The sequence below is a fragment of the Luteibacter sp. 1214 genome, assembly GCF_031455395.1.
Lineage (GTDB): Bacteria > Pseudomonadota > Gammaproteobacteria > Xanthomonadales > Rhodanobacteraceae > Luteibacter > Luteibacter mycovicinus.
The window spans coordinates 198,812-220,777 of the sequence record NZ_JAVDSQ010000001.1; the positions used below are offsets into that span (position 1 = coordinate 198,812).

At 66.9% G+C, this 21,966-nt stretch carries 18 protein-coding genes; 10 read left to right on the forward strand and 8 right to left on the reverse strand.

The genetic code is table 11. From position 1 onward, the window contains the following. Positions 1-76 precede the first annotated feature (76 nt). From J2X57_RS00875 to J2X57_RS00885, 3 genes are all read left to right on the forward strand, one after another. A complete protein-coding gene (locus J2X57_RS00875) occupies positions 77-1,981 on the forward strand; it encodes a diguanylate cyclase (protein ID WP_309862671.1) in 1,905 nt (634 codons plus the stop codon). 213 nt (positions 1,982-2,194) lie between these two features. Further along, positions 2,195-2,599, forward strand: coding sequence for a hypothetical protein (locus tag J2X57_RS00880; protein ID WP_036112853.1), 405 nt, complete (start codon positions 2,195-2,197; stop codon positions 2,597-2,599). A 77-nt stretch (positions 2,600-2,676) separates the two neighbouring features. Then, on the forward strand, positions 2,677-4,197 hold the full coding sequence (locus tag J2X57_RS00885; protein WP_309862674.1) for an acetyl-CoA hydrolase/transferase family protein: 1,521 nt from the start codon (positions 2,677-2,679) through the stop codon (positions 4,195-4,197). A gap of 26 nt (positions 4,198-4,223) precedes the next feature. Here the strand turns inward: J2X57_RS00885 and J2X57_RS00890 are convergent, their stop codons facing one another. From J2X57_RS00890 to J2X57_RS00915, 6 genes are all read right to left on the reverse strand, one after another. After that, positions 4,224-5,648: an efflux transporter outer membrane subunit gene (locus J2X57_RS00890; protein WP_309864340.1), complete on the reverse strand. Its 1,425-nt coding sequence runs from the start codon at positions 5,646-5,648 to the stop codon at positions 4,224-4,226. Continuing rightward, positions 5,648-6,544, reverse strand: a complete 897-nt coding sequence (locus tag J2X57_RS00895) for an HlyD family secretion protein (RefSeq protein WP_309862677.1) — start codon at positions 6,542-6,544, stop codon at positions 5,648-5,650. The genes J2X57_RS00890 and J2X57_RS00895 overlap by 1 nt, the downstream gene beginning before the upstream one ends. Beyond that, positions 6,541-6,762: a DUF1656 domain-containing protein gene (locus J2X57_RS00900; RefSeq protein WP_036112861.1), complete on the reverse strand. Its 222-nt coding sequence runs from the start codon at positions 6,760-6,762 to the stop codon at positions 6,541-6,543. The genes J2X57_RS00895 and J2X57_RS00900 overlap by 4 nt, the downstream gene beginning before the upstream one ends. Further along, positions 6,759-8,765, reverse strand: a complete 2,007-nt coding sequence (locus J2X57_RS00905; protein WP_309862681.1) for an FUSC family protein — start codon at positions 8,763-8,765, stop codon at positions 6,759-6,761. The genes J2X57_RS00900 and J2X57_RS00905 overlap by 4 nt, the downstream gene beginning before the upstream one ends. A gap of 12 nt (positions 8,766-8,777) precedes the next feature. After that, on the reverse strand, positions 8,778-9,215 hold the full coding sequence (locus J2X57_RS00910; protein WP_309862684.1) for a MarR family transcriptional regulator: 438 nt from the start codon (positions 9,213-9,215) through the stop codon (positions 8,778-8,780). An 89-nt stretch (positions 9,216-9,304) separates the two neighbouring features. Then, positions 9,305-10,216: a LysR family transcriptional regulator gene (locus tag J2X57_RS00915; RefSeq protein ID WP_043694216.1), complete on the reverse strand. Its 912-nt coding sequence runs from the start codon at positions 10,214-10,216 to the stop codon at positions 9,305-9,307. A gap of 104 nt (positions 10,217-10,320) precedes the next feature. Between J2X57_RS00915 and J2X57_RS00920 the strand changes: the two genes are divergently transcribed. From J2X57_RS00920 to J2X57_RS00935, 4 genes are read left to right on the forward strand one after another with little or no spacing between them, the layout of a single operon-like run. Next, a complete protein-coding gene (locus J2X57_RS00920) occupies positions 10,321-11,367 on the forward strand; it encodes an SDR family oxidoreductase (RefSeq protein ID WP_309862689.1) in 1,047 nt (348 codons plus the stop codon). 48 nt (positions 11,368-11,415) lie between these two features. Beyond that, positions 11,416-12,078: an ABC transporter ATP-binding protein gene (locus tag J2X57_RS00925; RefSeq protein ID WP_079520008.1), complete on the forward strand. Its 663-nt coding sequence runs from the start codon at positions 11,416-11,418 to the stop codon at positions 12,076-12,078. After that, complete coding sequence (locus J2X57_RS00930; RefSeq protein WP_309862694.1) at positions 12,071-14,587, forward strand: FtsX-like permease family protein; 2,517 nt, start codon at positions 12,071-12,073, stop codon at positions 14,585-14,587. The genes J2X57_RS00925 and J2X57_RS00930 overlap by 8 nt, the downstream gene beginning before the upstream one ends. Further along, entirely contained in the window at positions 14,587-15,669 is a 1,083-nt protein-coding gene (locus J2X57_RS00935; protein ID WP_309862697.1) for a lipocalin-like domain-containing protein, read from the forward strand. Before J2X57_RS00930 ends, J2X57_RS00935 begins: the two co-directional genes overlap by 1 nt. Here the strand turns inward: J2X57_RS00935 and J2X57_RS00940 are convergent. Both J2X57_RS00940 and J2X57_RS00945 read right to left on the reverse strand, forming a co-directional pair. Then, positions 15,659-17,050 carry a cation:proton antiporter gene (locus tag J2X57_RS00940; RefSeq protein ID WP_309862699.1) on the reverse strand — a complete coding sequence of 464 codons (1,392 nt, stop codon included), beginning with the start codon at positions 17,048-17,050 and terminating at the stop codon, positions 15,659-15,661. The genes J2X57_RS00935 and J2X57_RS00940 overlap by 11 nt on opposite strands. 41 nt (positions 17,051-17,091) lie before the next feature. Then, the gene (locus J2X57_RS00945) at positions 17,092-18,051 is read right to left on the reverse strand and encodes an AraC family transcriptional regulator (RefSeq protein WP_036112878.1); all 960 of its coding nucleotides are present in this window, start codon (positions 18,049-18,051) and stop codon (positions 17,092-17,094) included. Between the two features lie 98 nt (positions 18,052-18,149). Between J2X57_RS00945 and J2X57_RS00950 the strand changes: the two genes are divergently transcribed. The 3 genes from J2X57_RS00950 (at position 18,150) to J2X57_RS00960 (ending at position 21,937) form a co-directional block, all read left to right on the forward strand. Further along, a complete protein-coding gene (locus J2X57_RS00950; protein WP_309862704.1) occupies positions 18,150-19,376 on the forward strand; it encodes an MFS transporter in 1,227 nt (408 codons plus the stop codon). Positions 19,377-19,498: 122 nt separating this feature from the next. Then, a complete protein-coding gene (locus tag J2X57_RS00955) occupies positions 19,499-20,695 on the forward strand; it encodes a DUF2252 family protein (protein WP_036112882.1) in 1,197 nt (398 codons plus the stop codon). Positions 20,696-20,770: 75 nt separating this feature from the next. Beyond that, positions 20,771-21,937 carry an AI-2E family transporter gene (locus tag J2X57_RS00960; RefSeq protein ID WP_081907463.1) on the forward strand — a complete coding sequence of 389 codons (1,167 nt, stop codon included), beginning with the start codon at positions 20,771-20,773 and terminating at the stop codon, positions 21,935-21,937. The last annotated feature ends 29 nt before the right edge of the window (positions 21,938-21,966 follow it).

Here is a 21,966-nt window from a genome sequence, read left to right on the forward strand (position 1 = left end):
CCCAACGCATCCCCGTCCAGCGATACCCGAACCGCGCCCGCAGCGCCTGAGCCGTCTTGTCGACCGTGCGCTTCGGATGGGCGCCGCGCTGATCGGACTGCTCATCGTCTGCGGGGTGGCGACGACAGGCGCCTTGCTGATCGCGCAGGGCAGAGTGGCTCACAGTTACGACGTGCTGCATGAAACCTCGCTGGTGCGCGAAGACGTCCAGGCGCTGCGGCTCCGGGTGGGCATTTTTATCGTCCGCGGCGATCGCGCGTCGCGTGACGATGTCGCCGCCTCCATCGGCTCCGCCCGTGCGCGACTGGCGTCCCTGCGCGCCCTCGTGGGTTCGAACCAGGCGCAGAAGCCGCTGCTCGATCAGCTTGCCGGTGCCTTTGAAGAGCGTGTGCGCAGCTCGACCAGGCTGATGTCGACGGCCGACTTTTCCGCGGCGATCGAAAGTCGCGCCCGGGCGATGACGGAGCCGGCTTATCAGGTCGTCAATGCCCGCCTCATGGATTCGATCGACCGGATGGAACGGGCTGAAGAGCTGTTGCTGGCGGAACGGCGATCGCGTCAGAGCGGCATCCTCCTCGTGCTCGGTATCACTCTGTGTGGTCTGGTTTTCTGGGCGGTGGCGATCCTTGCCAGGTTGCGTCGGGCCGCGCACGACCTGATCGGCGAACTCTCCGCGGCCTATCGCGACACGGCATTGAGCAAGGCCGAACTGGAGGCGTTCATCGATGCGTCGCCACTGGGCCTGTTTCACCTCGACGAGAAAGGCTTGCCGACGTACTTCAACGCCGAAGCCATCCGGATGGGTGAACTGGTGACCGAGGGTGGCAGCGTGGCGGACTGGCTGGCCAGCGTGCATCCCGAAGATAGTGATGCCCTGAACAGTGCATGGCACCGGCTGCTACGCACCAACGAAAGTCTCGAGGAGATGTTCCGGCTGGTCCGCAAGGATGGCTCGCCGGTTTGGGTCGAATCGCATCTAGCGCCGGTGCTTGTCGAAAACCGTACCACGGGTTTTGTCGGTGTCTGCCGTGACCTGTCGGAGCGCAAGGCGCTGGAAGAAAATCTTTTCGCCGCCAAGGAGGCCGCCCAGGTCACTCTCGAATCGATCGGCGACGCGGTGATCGCGACCGATGCGGAAGGCGTGATCACCTTTCTGAATCCGCGCGCCGCCGTCTTGCTCGAAACCGAAGCGCAACTCGGCGTCGGCATGCCAGTGGATGAACTGCTGCAGCTGGTCGACGAGGATGGCGAGGCCAGTCCGACGTCGCTGCTCCGGGCGATCGCGGAAAACCGTACGATCGATGTGATCAAGCCGAGGCGCCTCGTCCTGTCGGATGGCACGCGACTCGATATCGAAGACGTCGCCGCGCCCATCCGCAATCGTCAGGGCACGGTCATCGGCGGCGTTCTCGTCTTGCGCGATGTGAGCATCGCGCAGGCTATCGCCGAACGCATGCGTCACCTCGCGGAATACGACGTTCTGACGGATCTTCCCAACCGGCTGCTGTTCGAGGACCGGGCCCGCCAGGCCCTGCATGCGGCCATTCGTCATCGTGCGCGTGTCGGCTTGCTGTATATCGACCTGGACGGCTTCAAGCAGGTCAATGACACGCATGGTCACGGCGCGGGGGACGAACTCCTCCGGCAGGTGGCTGCATGCCTGGAAAGTACCGTGCGCCTTACCGATACCGTATGCCGGATCGGCGGCGACGAGTTTGTCGTGCTCATGCCTGAGGTCAGTGACGGCGAGGGGGCGATGAACCTGGCGGAGAAGATCGTCGCCGCCGCGCAGGGACGCTTCAGCTGGCACGGCGAGCCACTGGACGTGACGTTCAGCGTCGGTGCCGCGCTTTATCCGGACCACGCGACGGACGTCATTGCGCTCATGCGGCAGGCCGACCACGCCCTGTATCGCGCGAAACAGTCCGGGCGCAATCGCGCGCTCATGGCGCCGGAAGCGGCGAACACCGTCTCAGTCTGACTCCCGCCGATCCGCCCGGCCGGGTGCTTGCGGGTCGCGGCCGACGGGCGCATACCCCTGCTGGTTAAAATGTGACGAACTTGGCTATTTGTTGACCAAGCGTGCCGCGTCTTCACATTCAACTCCTTGATTTTACGGTCGTGCAATACCGGCACGGCTCTTGCTTCTTCACGGTACCGGCCCTCTTGCCGGCGTCTGAATCGGGAGTGGGACATGGTGGTGCTGCGTGAGCTTGCGGAACGTCTGGTCTGGCGTGTAACGCTGAATCGTCGTCTGGGTGAAGTCTTCGCTCTGCCGGGTGGCGCGTCGCTGGCGAGCCGTTCGGCACCCTGGATTACCGAAGCCTCCTGGTGGGGTAACCATGACGCCGGCGCCGAGGCTTCCGCCTTGTTCGCGGCCATGCACCGTGACGACACGCTCGAAGCCGCCTTCCGTGCTCACCGCCTGCAGCGTGCCGGCCGCCTGAGCGGTATGCCTGGCGTCACCATGCATGCCGAGGCACTCGAGATCGCCCTGGTGTCGAACGCTTCGTGCGGAACGGCGTCGGTGTGCAGTGCGTCGATCCAGCTGGTCCGGTCGCTGACGGATGAGGGTGTGCTGCTGACGTCGCAGCCGTAACGCGCGAGGCGCCAGAGCTGCTCGTTGCGCGTTGCGCGGCACGTATAATGGGCGGTCCCCACAACCAAGCCGCCCTCATGTCCGCCGAGCGAATTCGTCATCCTCTTCTGCGCGATCGTGTCGTTTCCGCCGAAGCCGCGGCCGCGCTGATCCAGCCGGGCGAAACGGTAGCGATGAGTGGTTTCACCGGCTCGGGATACCCGAAGTCGGTGCCGATGGAGCTGGCGAAGCGGATCGACGCGGCACATGGCCGGGGCGAATCGTTCCGCATCAAGCTGATGACGGGTGCATCCACGGCGCCGGAGCTCGACGGCGCGTTGGCCAAGGCGGACGGCATCGCGCTGCGCATGCCTTTCCAGACCGATCCCGACGCCCGTCAGCGAATCAACGCGGGCACGCTCGATTACATCGACATCCATCTCAGTCACGTGGCCCAGCACGTATGGTTCGGCTTCTACGGCGAGATCGATACCGCTGTGGTGGAGGTGGCCGGCATTCGTGAGGACGGCAGCCTGATCCCCTCGACATCGGTCGGCAATAACAAGACCTGGCTCGACCTCGCCCGCAAGGTGATCATCGAGGTCAACGAGTGGCAACCGGAAGGCATCGACGGTATGCACGATGTCTATTACGGCACGGCCTTGCCGCCCAACCGCAAGCCGATTCCGCTGGTGCACGCCGACGATCGCATCGGTGTGCCGTCGCTGCACTGCGACCCCGACAAGATCGTCGCCATCGTGCGGACCAACGGCCCCGACCGGAACAGTCCGTTTGCCGCTGCCGACGAGTGCAGCCAGCGGATCGCCGGGCATCTCATCGAATTTCTCCAGCACGAAGTGGCGAAGGGCAGGCTTCCCGCCAACCTGCTGCCGCTGCAGTCGGGTGTGGGCAATATCCCGAATGCGGTACTGGCCGGGCTCGCCAGCAGCGGATTCCGCGACCTCACCGCCTTCACCGAAGTGATCCAGGATGGCATGCTCGACCTGCTGCGCAGCGGTGTGCTCAAGGTGGCCTCGTGTACCGGTTTCGCGCTGAGTCCTGAGGCCAACGAAGAGTTCAAGCGCAACATCGATTTCTACCGTGAGCGCATCATCCTGCGCACGCAGGAGATCTCGAATCATCCCGAGCTGGTGCGACGACTCGGCTGCATCGGCATGAACGGGATGATCGAAGCCGACCTCTACGGCAACGTCAACTCCACGCACGTCATGGGCAGCCGCATCATGAACGGCATCGGCGGATCGGGCGACTTCGCCCGCAACGGTTTCCTGTCGATCTTCCTCAGTCCGAGCACGGCGAAGAACGGAAGTATTTCGTCGATCGTGCCGATGGTCAGCCACGTCGATCACACCGAGCACGACGTTTCGATCATCGTGACCGAGCACGGTCTGGGCGATCTGCGCGGACTTCCTCCCCGGCACCGCGCGCGACAGCTGATCGATCGTTGCGTGCATCCGGACTATCGTGCGCAGCTCGAGGATTACTTCGACCGCGCCTCCCGTGACAGCTACGGCAAGCACACGCCGCATCTGTTGCCCGAGGCGTTGTCATGGCACCAGCGCTGGCTCGACACCGGGAGCATGCACGGCACGGTGTGAACCGGCGGTGCGGTGCGGGGCCGGTCTCAAGGGCCCTGCGTTTGCCAGCCGCCGCCGAGGGCGAAGAACAGGTTCACCTGAGCCTCGGTGACCTCACGGTCCGCGTCGGCCAGCGCGAGTTCGGTGGAGACCCGGGTGCGTTCCGCGTCGAGGCTGCTCAGGTAGGGCGAGCGTCCCGCACGGAACAGGGTCTGCGCATCGGACGAGGCCTGCGTGGCATCGTTCAGCGCCTGCTTGAGCAGCGCCTGTCGATCCAGCGCCCGCGCATAGTCGCACAGCGCGGTCTGCGCTTCCTTGAGGGCCGTGAGTACCGTCTGATCGAAGGCGGCAAGCTCGGCATCCGCACCTGCCTCGCTGGCGCGAACGCGCGCGTGAGACGAGCTGGTCGGTACCGTCCAGGAAATCAGCGGTCCCAGCGACCAGTAGCGTGCGGGTGCCTGACCGACATCCGCCAGCGTGCCGTTGCTGCCGAGGCCGGCGCCCAGCGTGATGTCCGGATAAAGCTCGGCGGTCGCGACGCCGATACGTGCCGTCGCCGCGGCCAGATGACGTTCGGCCTGTCGGACATCCGGTCGGCGACGGAGCAACGTCGCGCCGTCGCCGACCGGTATCGGCGTCGACAGGTGCGGTGCCTCGTCACATGCCTCGACGGTGGAGGGCAGACGTCCGGGGGTTTCACCTGTCAGGGCGGCGAGCGCGTAGCGCGAAGCGTCGCGCCGTTTCTCGATCGGCGGGAGTTCGGCGCGTGCAAGGTCACGTTGTGTCGTGGCACGCGTCACGTCGATGCGCGTGCCCCTGCCTGCCGCCATCATGCGCGTGGTGGTCGACAGGACCTGCTCCTGGATGCGCAGCGTCTCCTGCGCGACCGACAGATCGTGAGTCGCTTCGCACTGCCCGAGATAGCTGCGCGCCACCTCGGCGGCGACCGTCGTGCGCACGAGATCCCGTGCTGCGCGCGTGGCTTCGGCATCGGCGGCCGACGCCTCCGTGGCCCGCCTGAGCTTGCCGAAGAGATCGAACTCGTACGACGCGGATGCCGCCACCGACGACAGCGTGAAAACGGGCAGCTTGTCCGATTGCAGGTATGACTCGGCGGACAGCTGGTTCCGCGACGCCGAGGCGGATGCGCCGCCGGACAGGCCGCCCTCCGCACGCGCCGCATCCAGCATGGCGTACGCCTGACGGAGGTGTGCCTCGGCTTCGCGAAGCGCAGCGTTCGCCTTGAAGGCCTGCGTTTCCAGCGCATCCAGCGTCGGGTCGTCGTAGAGCTTCCACCACGCGTCGGCGGCGGCATGCGACGTGTCCACGGTTGCGGTGTCCACGTCCACGAAGGCGGCCTGAGCCTCGGGACGCTTCACCACCGCGCGGTCCGGCAAGCGGTAATCGGGGCCTACCGCCGCGCAGCCCGAAAGCAGCAGGCCGATCGTTACGAGTGCCGCGTGCCGGCGCATCACGAATGGGCCGCCGTCGCCGGGGGCGTGTGTCGCGTGTCGACGGTCACCGTGACCGTGCGGCCGGCGATCAGCCGCAGATCGTCCGGTCGCCCATCGATCGATATGCGGACGGGGATACGTTGCGCGAGACGGACCCAGTTGAAGGTGGGATTGATGTTCGGAAGCATCGTGCCGTCGGCGCTTCGCTCGCGGTCGGCGATGCCGGCCGCCAGGCTGACGACGCGGCCGTGCAGTAAGGCCGGCTCGCCCATGACCTCGATACTGACCGGTTGGCCGGGCTCCACGCCATGCAGTCGTGTTTCCTCGAAGTAGCCGTCGACGTGGAACGACGCGGCATCGACCATGGAGAACGGTGCATGACCGGCCGTGACGTAATCACCGGCGCGGACGACGCGGTCATTGAGATAACCGTCCGCGGGTGCGCGGACGACGGTACGGTCCAGATCGAGACGCGCCGTATCGGCGGCGACCTCCGCGGCGTGCAGATGCGCCTCCGCCTCGGCGACCTTCGCGTGAACCTGTTCGACGCTCTCGGCGGCGACGAGATCCTTCAGCGCATCGTTTCGACTGGCATCGCGATGGAGTTGCGCCAGGGCCGCCCGGTCTTCTTCGACGGCCGCGGCGGCCCGGCGAAAGGCCAGTTCGAAGCGTGCGCGGTCGACGAGGAAGAGAGGATCGCCCCTTTTTACGAACTGGTTGTCGGTGGCATAGACCTTGTCGACGAGTCCTGAAACGTCCGGCGAGACAGGCAGCGTGTCCGCACGGATGTGCGCGTCGCGGGTCCACGACGCGCTGCGGTACGAGGTGTAGACGTGCCAGCCGACTACGGCTGCCAGCGCCGCCATGGCCAGCGTGGGCCAGATCGAGCGGGCATGCGCGAGGCGGCCGCTCATGACGCCGCCCCGGGCATCAGCGCGAGCATCGAGCCGAGGACGACGATGTAAAGGGCGACGTTGAAGAGGCCTGGATGCCAGATGCGCGCGTAGAATCCCGAGCGCGCAAGAACGCCGCGGATCGCGCCCTTGAGGAGGTATGCCGCAGTCATGAGGACGAGGAACGTGGGGACGAAGACCCCGTAGAGATTGAGGTCGCCGGAGAGGCTGGTGTTCACGGAAGTGCCGGTGAGATGCGTAAGGGAGAGACGGGTTCGGAGAGCGCGAGTCGGTAGGCGATCAGCAGCGTGGCGAGCTGGCCGTCTCCATCTCTGCGATGCATGGCGGCGGCGTCGATAAGCGTGAGCAATGCATCGGGAGGGTCGATGCGCGTACGCCGCGCGACGCTGTCGAGCAGCCAGGCCCTGCTGCGCGCGAGTACGTCGTCGATGTCGGTCGCGGCGCCGCGTGCGATGCGTTGCAGATCCAGTAGCGCCAGGCAGAGGCGCATATCGCGCACCGCATCCATCCGGATCAGCGATTCACCCGTCGCCAGCGCGATGCGCGGCAGCCATTGCATCGTGCGATCGAGGACACGGGTGGCTCGCGCGACCTGCTTCGGGGCGGACGCTGGCTGGGCGAGCAGGGCAAGGTCCCGCGCATTGGCCAGACCGAGGCGGTGCGCCGCGCTGTCGCCGCCGAGCGGTCGCGTGACCAGGGTCCAGGCCAGCGCGAAGCCCAGTCCCAGCATCATCCCTGTCGCGGAATTGGCGAAATCCTCGAAGCCGACCGCCGCATTGTTCTGCAGGGCGATGGCGCTGACGGTCTGCGACGTGACCAGCACGATACCCGTGGTCATGGACGGACGACCGGTGAACGCCCCGAGCACGAGGAAGAAGGGTGCCATGGTCGCGACCACGCCCATGAAGGTGGTGATCCGCGGCAGCACGAGAAAGAGATACGTGCCGGCCGTGACGACGCTGATCGCCTGCCAGACCAGGAAGCGGCGCACCTGCGGCGCCGGATCGTCCGACGCGGCGAAGAAGGCGGTGGCGATGGCCACGAGCACGACCCCGCCGGCGCCGCCCGGCCAGTCCGTGAGCAGCCACAGCCATCCGGTGGCGATCACCGCCATCGCCGGCGATGCGGCGGCAAGCAGGCGGGCACGGAGGTCGTCATGACGAGCGCGGTGGTCCAGCGTGTGCGCGCGATAGATGAGCGGCGTGGGCTGTGGGCGATGCTCGGTGAACGCGGTATGCAGCAGTAGGACGTCCCGCCAGAGGTCGATGACGTCCGTGAGGCGTTCGGTGGCGTGACGATGCAGCGCGTGCGCGGCGGGCGTGGTCATAGCCGTCGTCAGTCGCAATGCGCCGCATCGTGTGCGCAGGACGTCGCCGGTCGTTATCGACGCGGTCGTCCCCTCGTGCATCCAGGCGATGGTCGCGTCCAGCACGTCCTGCAGGCCACCATCGCGCGTGTCGGCGCGTCCGTCGAGCGCGACGAGCGCGTCGCTCAGAGACGCCACCTGTGGAAGCAGCAGGGTCATGCGCATGCGGATCTGGCGTGCCTCCTCGGCCTGGCCGTCGCGCGTGCTGTCATAGGACAGATGCGTAATGAGCGCGTCGAGAGCGAGCACGTCGTTGAGCAGGCGGAGACGCAGCGGAGGCGGTGCCGACCGGTCCAGGTGCCGCAGGCGCTGCCCGGTCCAGTCCCCCGCGTCCTTCAGCAGCGAAGCGACGCGTGCATGAAACAGCGGCGATACCCGGCTGGGAAAGAGCACCGTACTGACCACGCTGGCACAGACGATACCGAGCAGGATCTCCTCCGTGCGTGCGACAGCGATATCGAAGATCGAACCGGGGGCGAGAATGGCGGGTATCGCGATCAGCGGTGCGGTGTACGAGGCGAGCAGGAAGGCGTAAGCACTGGGCGTGTTGTTACCCAGCGAGAGGTAAAGGGACACGCCCATCCACGTGCCGAGTGCGAACACCAGCAGCATGGGTGACTCGGCGAGCGCGGACACGAGGAGCAGCGCGACGGCGGCGCCGATCGCCGTGCCGATTGCGCGGTACACGCCCTTCGAGCGCGTCGCGCCCGAGAGCGGATGCGACACGATATAGACCGTCGCGAACGACCAGTAGGGATTCGGCAGTTGCAGGAACAGCGCCATATAGAAGGCCAGCATGCCGGCAAAGAACGCTTTGCCCGAGTAAAGCCACTCGAAGCGCGTGGGCGCAGCCATGGGTTTCGTTCCTCAGCTGCCCGGGCGGATGGGCGCGAGCAGGGCGAGGCGGTCGACCAGGGCTTCGTGCACGCGCAGCGCTGCCTTGAGGTCGTCGGTCGAGACGCCCTCGAAGAGTTCGGCGCGGATCTCGACGAGCCTTTTTTCCAGTCCCTCCACCATGGCCTGACCGGCGTCGGTCAGCCAGAGGGTCCGTACACGGCGGTCGTTCGGGTCGGGCTCGCGCCTCAGCAGGCCTTGTTCATCCAGCCGCGCCAGGGTGCGAACGAGCGAGGGCTCGACGACGCCGAGCTGTTCGGCCAGCGCGATCTGGGCGATGCCACCGCCGGCGCGTCCGACCAGGATCAGCGGGACGACACCTGCCGGGGTAATGTCGAAATCGGGAATCCGCGCAAAAAGCAGCCGCAGCCAGCGCCGGCTGGTCGAGGGCAGCAGCGTGGTGAATTGCATTTGCAGTCTGGCGGGAGGTCCCATCCGAAAAGCTTAGCATGCTATGAATTAACCTGGGAGCCCGGGCGTCCTGCTTCAGCGCGATCTTGCTACCGTCGGAGCGACGCTCGCAGCGAGGCATGACCGGCCATTGCCGTCTCCACGCACGTGATCAAAGCCTTTACCGTTCGCGTGACGTACCGGCGCGTCGGCACGACGACGTGGACGTCGAGGGGAGGGTAGCCGAACTCGTCGAGCACACGGACGAGCGCGCCGCTCTCCAGCTCGTTGCGCACGAGCGCCGTCTGCACGCCGCCGATGCCGCGTCCCGCGAGCAACGCTGCGATCAGCACGAAGCTGTTGTTCGCGACGAACGTCGGCGATAGAGGAACGGCTATCGTGCCGCCTGTGCCGACGAGCGCGAGGTCGTGATCCGCGCTCCCGCTGAAACACACGTAGCGATGTCGTGTCAGGTCGGAGGGTGTAAGCGGTGCGCCGTTGGCGGCGAGATACTCCGGAGAGGCAACGAGCGCACGTTCGAGTGCGCCGACGCGTCGTGCGACCAGCCCGTCCGGAGCGAGCGACCCAAGGCGAACGGCGACGTCCACGCCCTCCGCGACGATATCGGCGACGCGGTCGTCCAGGGCGAGATCCAGGCGGACGTCGGGATGTTCGGCCTGAAACGCCATCAACGCGGGGACGATGAATCGCTGCCCTATGCCGTTCGGCGCCTGGATGCGAACCCGGCCGGTCAGCCGCTTCCCGTCATCCATGACGGCGGCTTCGGTGCGCGCCAGCGCCTTGAGTACGTCCAGCGCATTTTCGTAGTAGCGCATGCCCGCGTCGGTCAACGACAACCTGCGGGTCGTCCGTTGAATCAGGCGGACGCCGAGGGTGGCCTCGAGCGCAGCCACGTTCTGGCTGACGGAAGGCTGGCTGGCGCCCATGGCCCTGGCGGCGGCGGAGAAACTTCCCAGTTCGGCGACGCGCACGAACACCTGTAGGGCGGCAAGGCGATCCATGAGAGGTCCATTGCTATTTCTTATAAGTCTAAGCGAAATCGATGGGCTAATAAGACGGTGGAGTGATCAATACCATGACGTTTCACGCCCTGCGGAGACGTCTCATGCCACAAAAAACTGCCCTGATCGTCGGAGCCACCGGTGTCATCGGAACGGAGCTCACGCGATATCTGGCCACCCGCGACGACTGGCGCGTGATGGTCGTTTCGCGGCACGCACGTGGCGATGGCGACGTTAAGGCGATCGCGGTCGATCTTCTCGACGCGGGGGCCAGTCGCAAGGCGCTCGTGACGGCTGATCAGGTCACCCATGTGTTCTATGCGGCCTATCAGGACAGCGACAGCTGGTCGGGGCTGGTCGGCCCCAACGTGTCGATGCTGGCTCATTTGCTGGATGGCTTGCTGCCGGTCGCGCACGATCTGCGCCACGTGTCCATCATGCAGGGCTACAAGGTGTATGGCGCGCATCTCGGGCCGTTCCGGACGCCGGCACGCGAAGATGATCCGCCGGTCATGCCGCCCGAGTTCATGACCTCGCAACAGCGCCTGCTCGAGCAGCGGAGCCTGGGCGCGCCGTGGACATGGTCCGCGTTGCGTCCCGCGGTCGTGGGTGGCGCAGCCATCGGCAACCCCCTGAATCTGGCCATGGCGATCGCGGTGTATGCGTCGCTGTCGAAGGAACTCGGGTTGCCCCTGCGTTTTCCGGGAAGTCCGGAGGCGTATGGCCGGCTCATCGAATTCACGGATGCGGGTTTGCTGGCGAAAGCGGCCGAATGGGCGGCGACGCAGGCGCCGGGTGGTCACGCATGGAACATCGGCAACGGCGACCTCGTGCGCTGGTGCGATCTGTGGCCGCGGATCGCCGCCTGGTTCGACATGGATCACGCGCCACCGATGAGGGTGCCGCTGGTGGACGTCATGGGCGACAAGGAGCTGGTCTGGGACGCCATGCGCCAGCGTCACCAGCTTCACCCACTGGCGTTCGCGAAGGTGAGCGCGTGGCCTTTTGCCGACTTCGTGTTCTCCTGGACCTGGGACATGTTCGGCGACACCTCCAAAGCGAGGCGTGCGGGGTTCGGCGTGTATGAAGAGACCGCCGCGATGATGTTCCGGCTGTTCGCGGACTTCCGCGAACGAGGGGTCATTCCCTGAGTTGACCCCCGGCCGCGCTAGACTGAGGTTTTCCCGGGTGTTTCACGGATGCTGAAGGTCGAAGGGCTGGTCAAGACGGTGCCGGGTGGGCGTAGCTTGTTCGGCGGGCTGGATCTGTCGCTTGCCCCCGGGGAGTTTGTCGCGGTAACCGGCGAGTCGGGTGCGGGCAAGTCGACGCTGCTCAATCTGATCGCCGGGCTGGATACGCCGGATGCCGGGAAAGTGATGATCGGTGGCGTGGATATCGCCAGCCTCGACGACGACGGGCGCACCGCCTTGCGTCGCGATCGGGTGGGTTTCGTCTTCCAGGCGTTTCACGTGTTGCCGCATCTGGATCTCGCTCATAACGTGGCCCTGCCGCTGGCACTCCAGGGGCGCGAGGCGCGTGAGTCGCTGACCGCCGCGGACGCTATGCTCGAGGCCGTTGGCCTGGGCGGGCGAGGGAGCGCGTATCCCCGCGAACTCTCGGGCGGCGAACTGCAGCGTGTCGCGGTGGCGCGGGCGCTCGTCCACCGGCCGGGGCTGATCCTTGCGGACGAGCCCACGGGGAACCTCGATCCGGAAACCGCGGCACGCACGCTGACCTTGTTTGTCGATCGCGTGCGCGACGCCGGCACCGCCGTACTGCTGGTGACGCATTCGGCCGTGGCGGCCGCGGCCGCGGATCGCACGCTGGTGCTGTCGCAGCGCGGGCTCATCGCGCATGGCTGAGCGCATGCTCCTGCCGGTGGTCGGGCGCTGGCTGCTGAGCAGCGAATGGCGCGCTTACCCCGGGCGCGCGTTCTCCGCCGTCCTTGCCATCGCGCTCGGTGTCGCGCTGGGTTTCGCGGTGCATCTCATCAACGCGTCGGCGCTCGGCGAGTTCGACAAGGCCGTGCACGCGGTGAGTGGCGCGGCCGACTTCAGCGTGCGCTCGTCCAGCCCGTTCGGTTTCGACGAGATGCTCTATCCGCGTGTCGCGAAGCTGTCGCACGTGTCGGTGTCGCCGGTCGTGTCGTTGCCCGGGATCGTCGGCGGAAAGACCCCTGTCACCCTCGAAGGCATCGACCTTCTGCGACCCGCGCCGCCCGGCCAGTCGGCCGGTGCGGTCGACTCGGGTGGCTTCGGCCGGCTGCTGACCGGTGAGTCGATCTACCTCTCATCGGACGCGATGGTGTCCGCCGGATACAAGGTGGGCGACACGGTGACACTCGTCGCCAACGGTCACACGGTATCGGTGCGGATCGCGGGGAGTCTTCCCGGCGGTGCAAACGACGGCGCACATGCGGTCATGGATATCGGCGCGGCGCAGTGGCGATTCGGCACGCTGGGGCGCCTCCAGCGTCTGGACGTCCATCTCGCCGCCGGTGCCGATGTGACGAAGGCGAAGCAGGCGGTACGCGCGGTCCTGCCTGCGGACGCCATCCTCGCCGACGCGGCGAGCGACGTCGTCCGCAACGATGGTCTCTCCGCCGCGTATCGCGTGAATCTCGACATGCTGGCGCTGATCGCGTTGCTCACCGGTGGCTTTCTCGTCTACTCGGCGCAGTCCTTGTCGGTCGCCCGCCGCCGCCCGCAGCTCGCCTTACTGCGCGTCCTGGGGATGTCGCGGAAGACGTTGCTCGGGCAGGTCCTGGCGGAAGCGCTCGCGCTGGGTGTCATCGGTGCCGCATCGGGCATCGGTCTGGGCCTCGGTCTGGCCCAGCTCGCGCTCAGGGTGCTCGGTGGCGATCTGGGCGGCGGCTACTTCCATGGCCAGGCCCCGCAGCTGGTGTTCGCGCCCTGGCCCGCGCTCGTTTTCGGTCTGCTCGGCATCGCCGCGGCGGTGCTCGGCAGCATGGTGCCGGCGCTCGCCGCCTCGCGCATTTCGCCGGGTATCGCGATCAAGAACGCGGGTGACGCGGTGGATCCCCGCGTGCGCGCACGGGTGCTGCCCGCCATCGTGTTGCTGGCCGGCGCGCTGGTGGCGTCACTTCTTCCCGCCGTGGGCGGCATCGCGCTGTTCGGATATGTAGCGATGGCGTTGCTTCTGGCGGGTGGCGTCATGCTGATGCCGTGGCTGGCCCGTGCGCTGGTCTCGCCATTGCGCCGTGTTCCCTCGCGGTCGGTGGCGTTCCGTCTCGCCACCGCCAGGCTCTGGGGCGCTCCCTCGCAGGCGTCCGTCGCGCTGGCCGGTGTTCTCGCCTCCACGGCCTTGACCGTGGCGATGGCGGTGATGGTCACCAGTTTCCGCGGATCGGTCGAACACTGGCTGGGCGACGTCCTGCAGGCCGATGTGTATCTGCTGGCGGACGGTGGCGCCGGCGGCGGCTTCGATGCCGCGATGCAGGCGCGCTTGCGCGCGGTACCCGGCGTCGCCTGGCTCGGCACGCTGAAGGAAACCCCGTTGCAGTTCGACGAGCGGCGTCCCGCCGTCACGCTGGTGGCCAGGACGCTGAATGGCCCCGGTGGGCGACTGTCCCTCATCGGTCCGCAGGTCGCGGCGGGCCCGAAAGCGTTACCGGTGTGGATCTCCGAGCCGGCATCGCGCATTTATCGCTGGCAGCCGGGTGACACGATCACCTTGCCCCTGCCGGGATCGCCCCGCGCGACGGTTGTCGGCATCTGGCGCGACTATGCACGGCAGCAGGGCGCGATCGTGATCGACGAGGCGGCATACACGCGACTGACAGGCGACCGTACACGCAGCGGCGTGTCCGTCATGGTGTCCCCGGGCACGAGCGTCGACGAGGTGGCGACGGGCTTGCGCGCCGTGGTCCGCGCGAGCGGCGGCACGGCCACGATCAGCAGCCCGCGCGACATACGCGCGAAGGCCCTGCAAGCGTTCGACCGCAGCTTCCTCATCACGTATCTGCTCGAAGGCATCGCCGTGTGCGTCGGCCTGGCCGGCGTTGCCGCGACCATCGGCGCGCAGGTACTGTCGCGCATCCGAGAGTTCGGCATGCTTCGACATGTCGGAGCGCTGCGCGGCGATCTGGCCCGCATGCTGATGATCGAGGGGACGCTCCTGGGGTTGGTGGGCGGCGTGGCGGGCGTGGCGCTGGGTCTGGCCATGAGCCAGGTGCTCATTCATGTGGTTAATCCGCAGTCGTTCCACTGGACGATGGACACCTTGCTGCCCTGGCCTTTGCTCATCGGTGTGATCGGAAGTCTTGCGGTCGCGACGGCCGGTACGGCGGTTGTCGTGGGGCGGGGCGTGCTTTCGACGGACGCGGTGCGTGCCGTGCGGGAGGACTGGTGATGCGCGCGCGCGTACTCGGACTGGCAGCCATGTTGCTCACGACCCTCACCGGCGCGGTCGACGTCGCGGCGAGCGATCGGGTCACGTATACGCCCGTGTCGCCGGACGCGCCGGTGGCGCTCCCGCGGGACCACGGCGCCCACCCGGGTTTCAGGACGGAATGGTGGTACGTCACCGGCTGGCTGCGAACGAAGGACGGTCCCGTCGGCTTTCAGATCACCTTCTTTCGCTCGCGGCTCCCGTTCGACGACGCGAATCCCAGTCGCTTCGCGCCGCGTCAGGCGATCGTCGGACACGTAGCGCTGTCCGATCCCGCGACGGGACACATCGTCGAGTCGCAGCGTCTCGCACGTGAAGGCTTCGGTCTCGCCGGGGCGTCGACCGCGGATACCGACGTGACGCTCGGTGACTGGCGGCTGCGTCGCGACCCGGGCGGCAGCTTCGCGACGAAGGTGAGCGGCGAGGATTTCACGCTCGACCTGACACTGACGCCAGGCCAGCCCGCTGTGCTGCAGGGCGACCGTGGCTACAGCCGCAAAGGCCCTGGCACAGGCGAAGCGAGCGCGTACTTCAGTCTCCCGCATCTCAAGGTCGGCGGACGCTTGTCGCGGGGAACGAAGAACGAAGCCGTGCAGGGTGAGGCCTGGCTCGATCGCGAATGGTCGTCGAGCTTGCTCGATCCACGTTCGGTCGGCTGGGACTGGGCCGGTCTCAACATGGATGACGGCAGCGCGGTCACCGTCTTCCGCGTGCGCGATGAAGCGGGCCATGCCGTCTGGGCGGGCGGCAGCGTGCGCGGCGCGGATGGAACGCTTACGGTACTCGGCGCGGGCGATGTCGCCTTCGAACCGCGACGCCGCTGGCACTCGCCGCGCACCGGTGCGGATTATCCGGTGGAAACCGATGTCATCGTCACCACCCCGACCGGCAAACGTCGTTTCACCCTGCGACCGCTGTTCGACGATCAGGAACTCGATACCCGTCGCACGGGAGGCCCGGTGTACTGGGAAGGCGCCGTGCGCACCGAAGGGGGACGTGGTTATCTCGAACTCGTCGGTTACGGCGGCAAGGTCAGTCTTTGACGTCCGGACCCGCAGCTTCCTGTGCCGCGAGCGCGCGGCCGCGCCAGTTCATCAACGGCGTGGTGCTGGCGCCGTGCGCGACGATGCTGAGCGCCACCACCGTGAGCACCGCGGCGGCGGCGGTCTGCGCCTGCGCACCCCCGAGGCCATGCACGAGCGCGTAAGCCAGATAGTTGAGGCTGCCCAGGCCGCGAATCCCGAACCAGCCGAACAGCAGGCGGCGCTGCCAGGGTGCGCCGGAGCGTATCGTCACCAGCCACACCGCGGCGGGGCGGACGACGAAGAACAGCGCGACGGCAAGCAACACGCCATCGACGGTAAAGCGGGGTAGCACCGCCACGCCGACCAGGAACACCATGGCGGCACCGATCAGGCGTTCCATGGTTTCTCCGAACGATAGCGCATCGGACACGACCCAGCCGACGGTTTGCGCGGGATGGTTCGCTTCGGACGTGGCCCGCTCATTGGGATTGACGAGCAACTCGGCGGGCGCCCGCGCGCGGCTGTGTTCGTGCCGTGCTTCGTCCTCATCGTCTTCCTTGCCGACCGGTGGATGGCCGTGGGTGACGCCCATCTCTACCCGGCGTAGCCCGACGCCCGCCGCGAACGCCGCGAGAAAGCCCGAACTATGCAGTGCTTCGGCACCCGCATACGCCAGCGCCATGATGCCGAGCGCGAGAAAATCGCTCGGTGCCACGCCCGGTGCGAAGTGCCGGAGACGCGTGCCGATGTGGCCGAGACCCCAGCCGATGAGAAAACCGATGCCGATGCCTCCCACGCAGTCCCAGCCAAGCTCGACGCTGAACCAGTGCGGCCAGAAGCCGGCATCGCCGGACATTTCGCCGGTCATCCATGCGAGTGCGAGGACGAGGAAGGGTAGCGCGGTACCGTCGTTGAGGCCGGCTTCGCCGGAGAGCCCGACACGCAGCGCATCGTCGTCACGTGCGTCGTCGACGGAGACCAGACTGGCCAACACCGGGTCGGTCGGCGACAGAATGGCCGCGAGTGCCAGCGCGAGCGGCCACGGCCACCCGAAGGCGAAATGGCCAACGAGGCAAAGCCCACCGACGGTCAGCGCCATGCCGGGCAGGGCGAGGCGTATCGCCATGCGCCAGCCGGGATCGTTGAACGGCAGACGCAGCTTCAGACCGGTGATGAACAGCGAGACGATCATGCCCATCTCGGTGGCGGGTCGCAGCCACGCCGTGCTGTCCCCATCGAACGCGACGGCCGCCAGTCCCAGCAAAGCGGGGCCGACTACCGCCCCAGCCACGAGATAGAGGGCGAACGCGGTGATCGGGCTGCGTCTTATGAAGCCGGCACTCGCCGAGGTGGCGACCAGTAGCACGCCAAAGAAAATGATCCAGCCGAGGTATCCCATGGCCCAGCATCGCGGTCAGGCCATGAAACGGCCGCGAAGGATCAGGCACGACCCGCGCGCAGTGCCCCGGGCGCGGAACCGACCACGCGTTTGAACGCCCGGCTGAACGCGGCCAGCGATCCATAACCCAGACGGAAGGCCACGGATTCGATCGGCTGACGATCATGGGAGATCCACTGCGCGGCCAGACGCATCCGCAGCTCGGTGAGGTAATGAACCGGGGTCATGCCGGTCACCGCGAGGAAACGCTCCGCGAACACCGAGCGCGAACTTCCCATTTCCGCCGCGAGATCGGCGACGGTCCATGCGCGCCCTGGATCGCGGTGCAGGGCGACGATGGCCTTGCCCAGGCGGGGATCGCGCAGCGCCTGCAGCCAGCCCGCCGCGTCGCCGCAGCCGCATTCGACCCAGCCGCGCACGATGATCGCCGCGACGACATCGGCAAGGCGCGCGAGAATGCCGGCGAAGCCGCTCCGCTTCGCGGCGGACTCGCGTTCCATCGCGGCGAGGATCGGCGGCAATTCCGGGTACCGGTCGAGCAGGGTGCCGACCTGCATCACTTCGGGCATGGCGTGCACCATGGGTTGCATCCCGCCGAGCTCGAAGTCCATGCAGCCGCTGAAGATCAGCGCGCCGTCCGCCCGTGTCGCGAACACGCAGTCAGGATGGATGTCCTTCACCGTGTCGCAGAGGGGTGTTTCGTCGAAGGTGGCGATATGCCGGGTGGTCGCCTCTTCGGACGAGAGCAACGCATGAGCACGCCCCTGCGACATGAGCAGCGCATCGCCCGTCTTCAGCGGATAGATCGTGCCGTCCTCGGTGCGCAGCAACACGGGGCCACGGCCGATGAAGTAGAACTGCGCCTTGCCGGGTGCGGCGTCCACGGCGATGCCGAACGGCCGGGCCACTTCGATCCGACGGTATCTGACGCCGACCAGACGCATGCCCAGCAGGAGTTCACTGGCGGCATCGGTGTCGTGGATAGAGAGCGTAGCGGTCATGATCCGGACGAAAGATCAAATTTTGAGGATGATGCATCATATACCGTCCGGACCTGGCCGGGTAACCTCATGTTTTCTCCGACCAAGATACCGACCACATGGATACCTGCGCAGACACCGCCGACGCGGTGACGGAAACGACGGCTCCCGCCTGGGGCGCGGTCTTCGCCATGACGCTTGGCGTCTTCGGGCTGATCACCGCCGAGTTCCTCCCGGCCAGCCTGCTTACCCCCATGGCGCTCACGCTCGGCGTGACCGAAGGCATGGCCGGGCAGACGGTCACGGCGACCGCCGTGGTGGCGCTGTTCACCAGCCTGGTGATTTCCGTGGTTACCCGCAACACCGATCGCCGGCACGTCCTGCTCGCCTTCTCGGTCCTGCTGATCGGCTCCAACCTGCTGGTCGCCTATGCGCCCAACCTGACCGTGATGCTGCTCGGTCGCGTCCTGCTGGGTGTCGCCATCGGCGGTTTCTGGACGATGTCGGCGGCGACCGCCATGCGGCTCGTGCCCGAAGCGATGGTGCCGCGTGCGTTGTCGATCATCTTTAGCGGCGTATCCGTGGCCACCGTGGCCGCGGCGCCACTCGGGAGCTACTTCGGCCATCTGATCGGCTGGCGCAACGTGTTTCTGATCGCCACCGCGATCGGCGTGTTCGCCCTGGTGTGGCAGTGGTTCACGCTGCCGCGCATGCCGTCGAACGGCGCCGCACGCATGGGTACGCTGCTCAAGGTGATGAAACGTCCCGCGATGCGCACGGGCATGGTCGCGGTGATTCTGGTCTTCACCGGGCACTTCGCGTTCTTCACCTATCTGCGCCCGTTCCTCGAAACGGTCACCGGCGTGGGCGTCAACGGCCTGTCCGCGATGTTGCTGGGGTTCGGTATCGCCAATTTCGTCGGCACCTCGCTGGCCGGCTTCCTTCTGGAGCGCAATCTGCGGCTCATGCTCCTGCTGATGCCGCTCGCGATGGGTGCGATGGCGCTGGCGCTGGTCACGCTCGGTCGGGCGCCCGTCGCCGATGCCGTGCTCGTCTCGCTGTGGGGCATGGCGTTCGGCTGCGTGCCGGTCGCCTGGACGACGTGGATCACGCGGACCGTGCCCGATGAGGCCGAGAGCGGCGGTGGCCTGATCGTCGCTGCCGTGCAGCTCGCGATCACACTGGGTGCCGCGGTAGGTGGCGTGATCTTCGATGCGTCGGGTGCGACCGGCGTCTTCGTGGCATCCGCGGTTGTGTTGCTCGTGGCGGCGGCGACGATTTCGATGCGCTTGCCCGCGGTCGCTGCGTTGCCTTCGGGTGCGAGCGCCGCGCCCGGTCTTCACTAGGCACGGTCGCTCCAGGAGCTTGCGCACGTGCGCGCTTCTGCAACGGCGTTTTCACCGGACGCTGTTCAAGCTTCGTGGTTGGTTGCGCATCGAAACGATGCGCAAGAACTTACGAGGCGAGCATGGCGAAGATCGTTCCAAAGACACCGGAGGAGCGCGCTCCCCGTCTCGCATCACTGCGCAATCTGAAGATGGCGCGCTCGGCGCACGCCTTCGTGCGCGGTAACACCGTGCAGTTCTATGAGTGGCTGGAGAGAGCCGGACGTACATTGCCCAGCGGCCCCGACCTGTGGATCTGCGGCGACTGCCATGTCAGCAACATCGGACCGGTGGCCGATATGCAAGGCGGCATCGATATCCAGATCCGCGATCTCGACCAGTCGGTCATCGGCAACCCCGCCCACGACATCGTGCGGCTCGCGGTATCGCTAGCCACCGCGGCGCGCGGCTCGGATCTGCCAGGCGTGGTGACGGCGCGCATGGTGGAACAGCTGATCGATGGCTACGAGCGGGCGATGGGCAGCGGCCGCAAGGAGTACCGTCTCGTCGACCGGCCGCCGTCGATCAAGCTGGTGATGAAGACGGCGCTCAGGCGGCGGTGGAAAGATCTTGCGCGCGAGCGCATCGACGGGGCGCATCCTCGCATCCCCGAAGGACGTCGTTTCTGGCCGGTGACGGAGGAGGAACTGGAAGAACTGCGCGCGCTCGTGCACACGGAAGGCATGCGTTCGCTGGTAACGCAGATCGTGCATCGCGCCGATGACGCGGCGATCGAACTGGTCGATGCGAAGTACTGGGTAAAGGGATGCAGCTCGCTCGGACGCTTGCGTTACGCGTTGCTGGTGCGCGTCGGCGAAGGCAAGGGCGAACTCTGCCTGGTCGACGTCAAGGAAGCGCTGCGCGCCGCCGCGCCGCGCAGCGCGGAAGCGATCATGCCGCGCGATAACGCGACGCGGGTGCGTGAGGGTGCCCTGCATCTCGCACCCAACCTCGGCCAGCGGATGCTCGGTGGCAAGGTGCAGGGACGCTCGGTCTTCGTGCGTGAGCTCAGACCGCAGGATCTCAAGGTCGACATCGAGCGGATGGAGGAGGGCGAGGCAATGGACGTCGCGCGTTACCTCGGCAACGTCGTCGGCCGTGCGCACGCCCGCCAGCTCACCCGCGAACGCCGCAAGGCCTGGCTGGGCGAGCTCGCGCGTAACCGCCCGGCCAACATCGATGCTCCCTCGTGGCTCTGGCGCAGTGTCGTGGAACTGGTCCAGGCGCACGAAGGCGGTTATCTGGAGCACTGCAGGCGTTACGCCACCGCCGCACCCTGAGTGCGTTTTCACGCGGGGCGCTCATCGTGCGTGCTCCACTCCGCGTCGAAAACGACCGATGCCCCAGGGGAACCCATGAACAGCAGCGTGCCCGAGACGAAACCGACCGTCGAACCCGAGGTTTCCAAAGCGCTGGACAGCGCCGCCGAAGACGCGGAGATGCCGCTGCCGAGTGACCCGAAGACGGTCTTTCTCGGCGGCCTCTTCCTGCTCGCCGTGCTGGCGGCGTCCTTCGTGGCGCGCGAGGTGATCCTTCCGGTCGTCCTCGCTTTCATCCTGAAACTGCTTCTTCAGCCCGTCATGCGTCTGCTGGCCCGACTGCGCGTGCCGCGCGTGCTCGCCTCGTTGCTGATGATCCTTGCGCTGTTCGGCATCATCGCCGGGCTGGGCAGTGCCCTGAGCGGTCCCGCCGCGAACTGGGCGAAGCGACTGCCGGAAGGCCTGCCCCGCCTGCAGGAACGGGTCAAGGTGATCAGTGGTCCGCTCGACAGCCTGAAGGGCATGCTCGCACACGCCAGGGGCATGGTCGGCGCCGGCGACGAGGGTCATCCGGCGCAGCCAGCGCAGCCGGCGTCCGCCGGAACGGCCGACATCCAGTCGGCCATCCTGTCCGGCGTACAGACCTTTACCTCGGAATTCCTGACCACCTTCCTGGTCCTGTTCTTCCTCCTCAATTCCGGCGACACCTTCCTGCGCAGGCTGGTCGAGGTGATGCCCCGCTTCAAGGACAAGCGTCAGGTCATCGATATATCCCAGCAGGTCGAATCGGACGTGTCGTCGTATCTGGTGACCATCACGGTGATGAACGCGGCGGTCGGCGTTGCCACCGGCCTGGCCATGTGGGCACTCGGCTTGCCCGATGCGGCGCTGTGGGGTGCGGTGGCCTTCCTGCTCAACTACGTACCGATCCTGGGCCCGCTGGTCGGCGTGGTGACCTTTCTGGGGGTGGGCATGCTCAGCCTCGATCCGTTGTGGAAGGCCTTCATGCCGATGATTCTCTACGGGGCGATCCATGTGATCGAGGGCGAGACCATCACGCCCATGCTGCTGGCGCGCCGGTTCACCCTCAATCCGGTGCTGGTGATCATCTCCCTGTTGTTCTGGGACTGGATGTGGGGCGTGCCCGGCGCGATTCTCGCCGTACCGATGCTGGCGATCACCAAGATCGTCTGCGACCGGATCCGGCCGCTCGCGGCCTTCGGGCATTTCCTCGAGGGGGAGAAACACGGGATCTCGCCTTGAGGGGCTCCTGGGACATGCGCCTGGCTCGA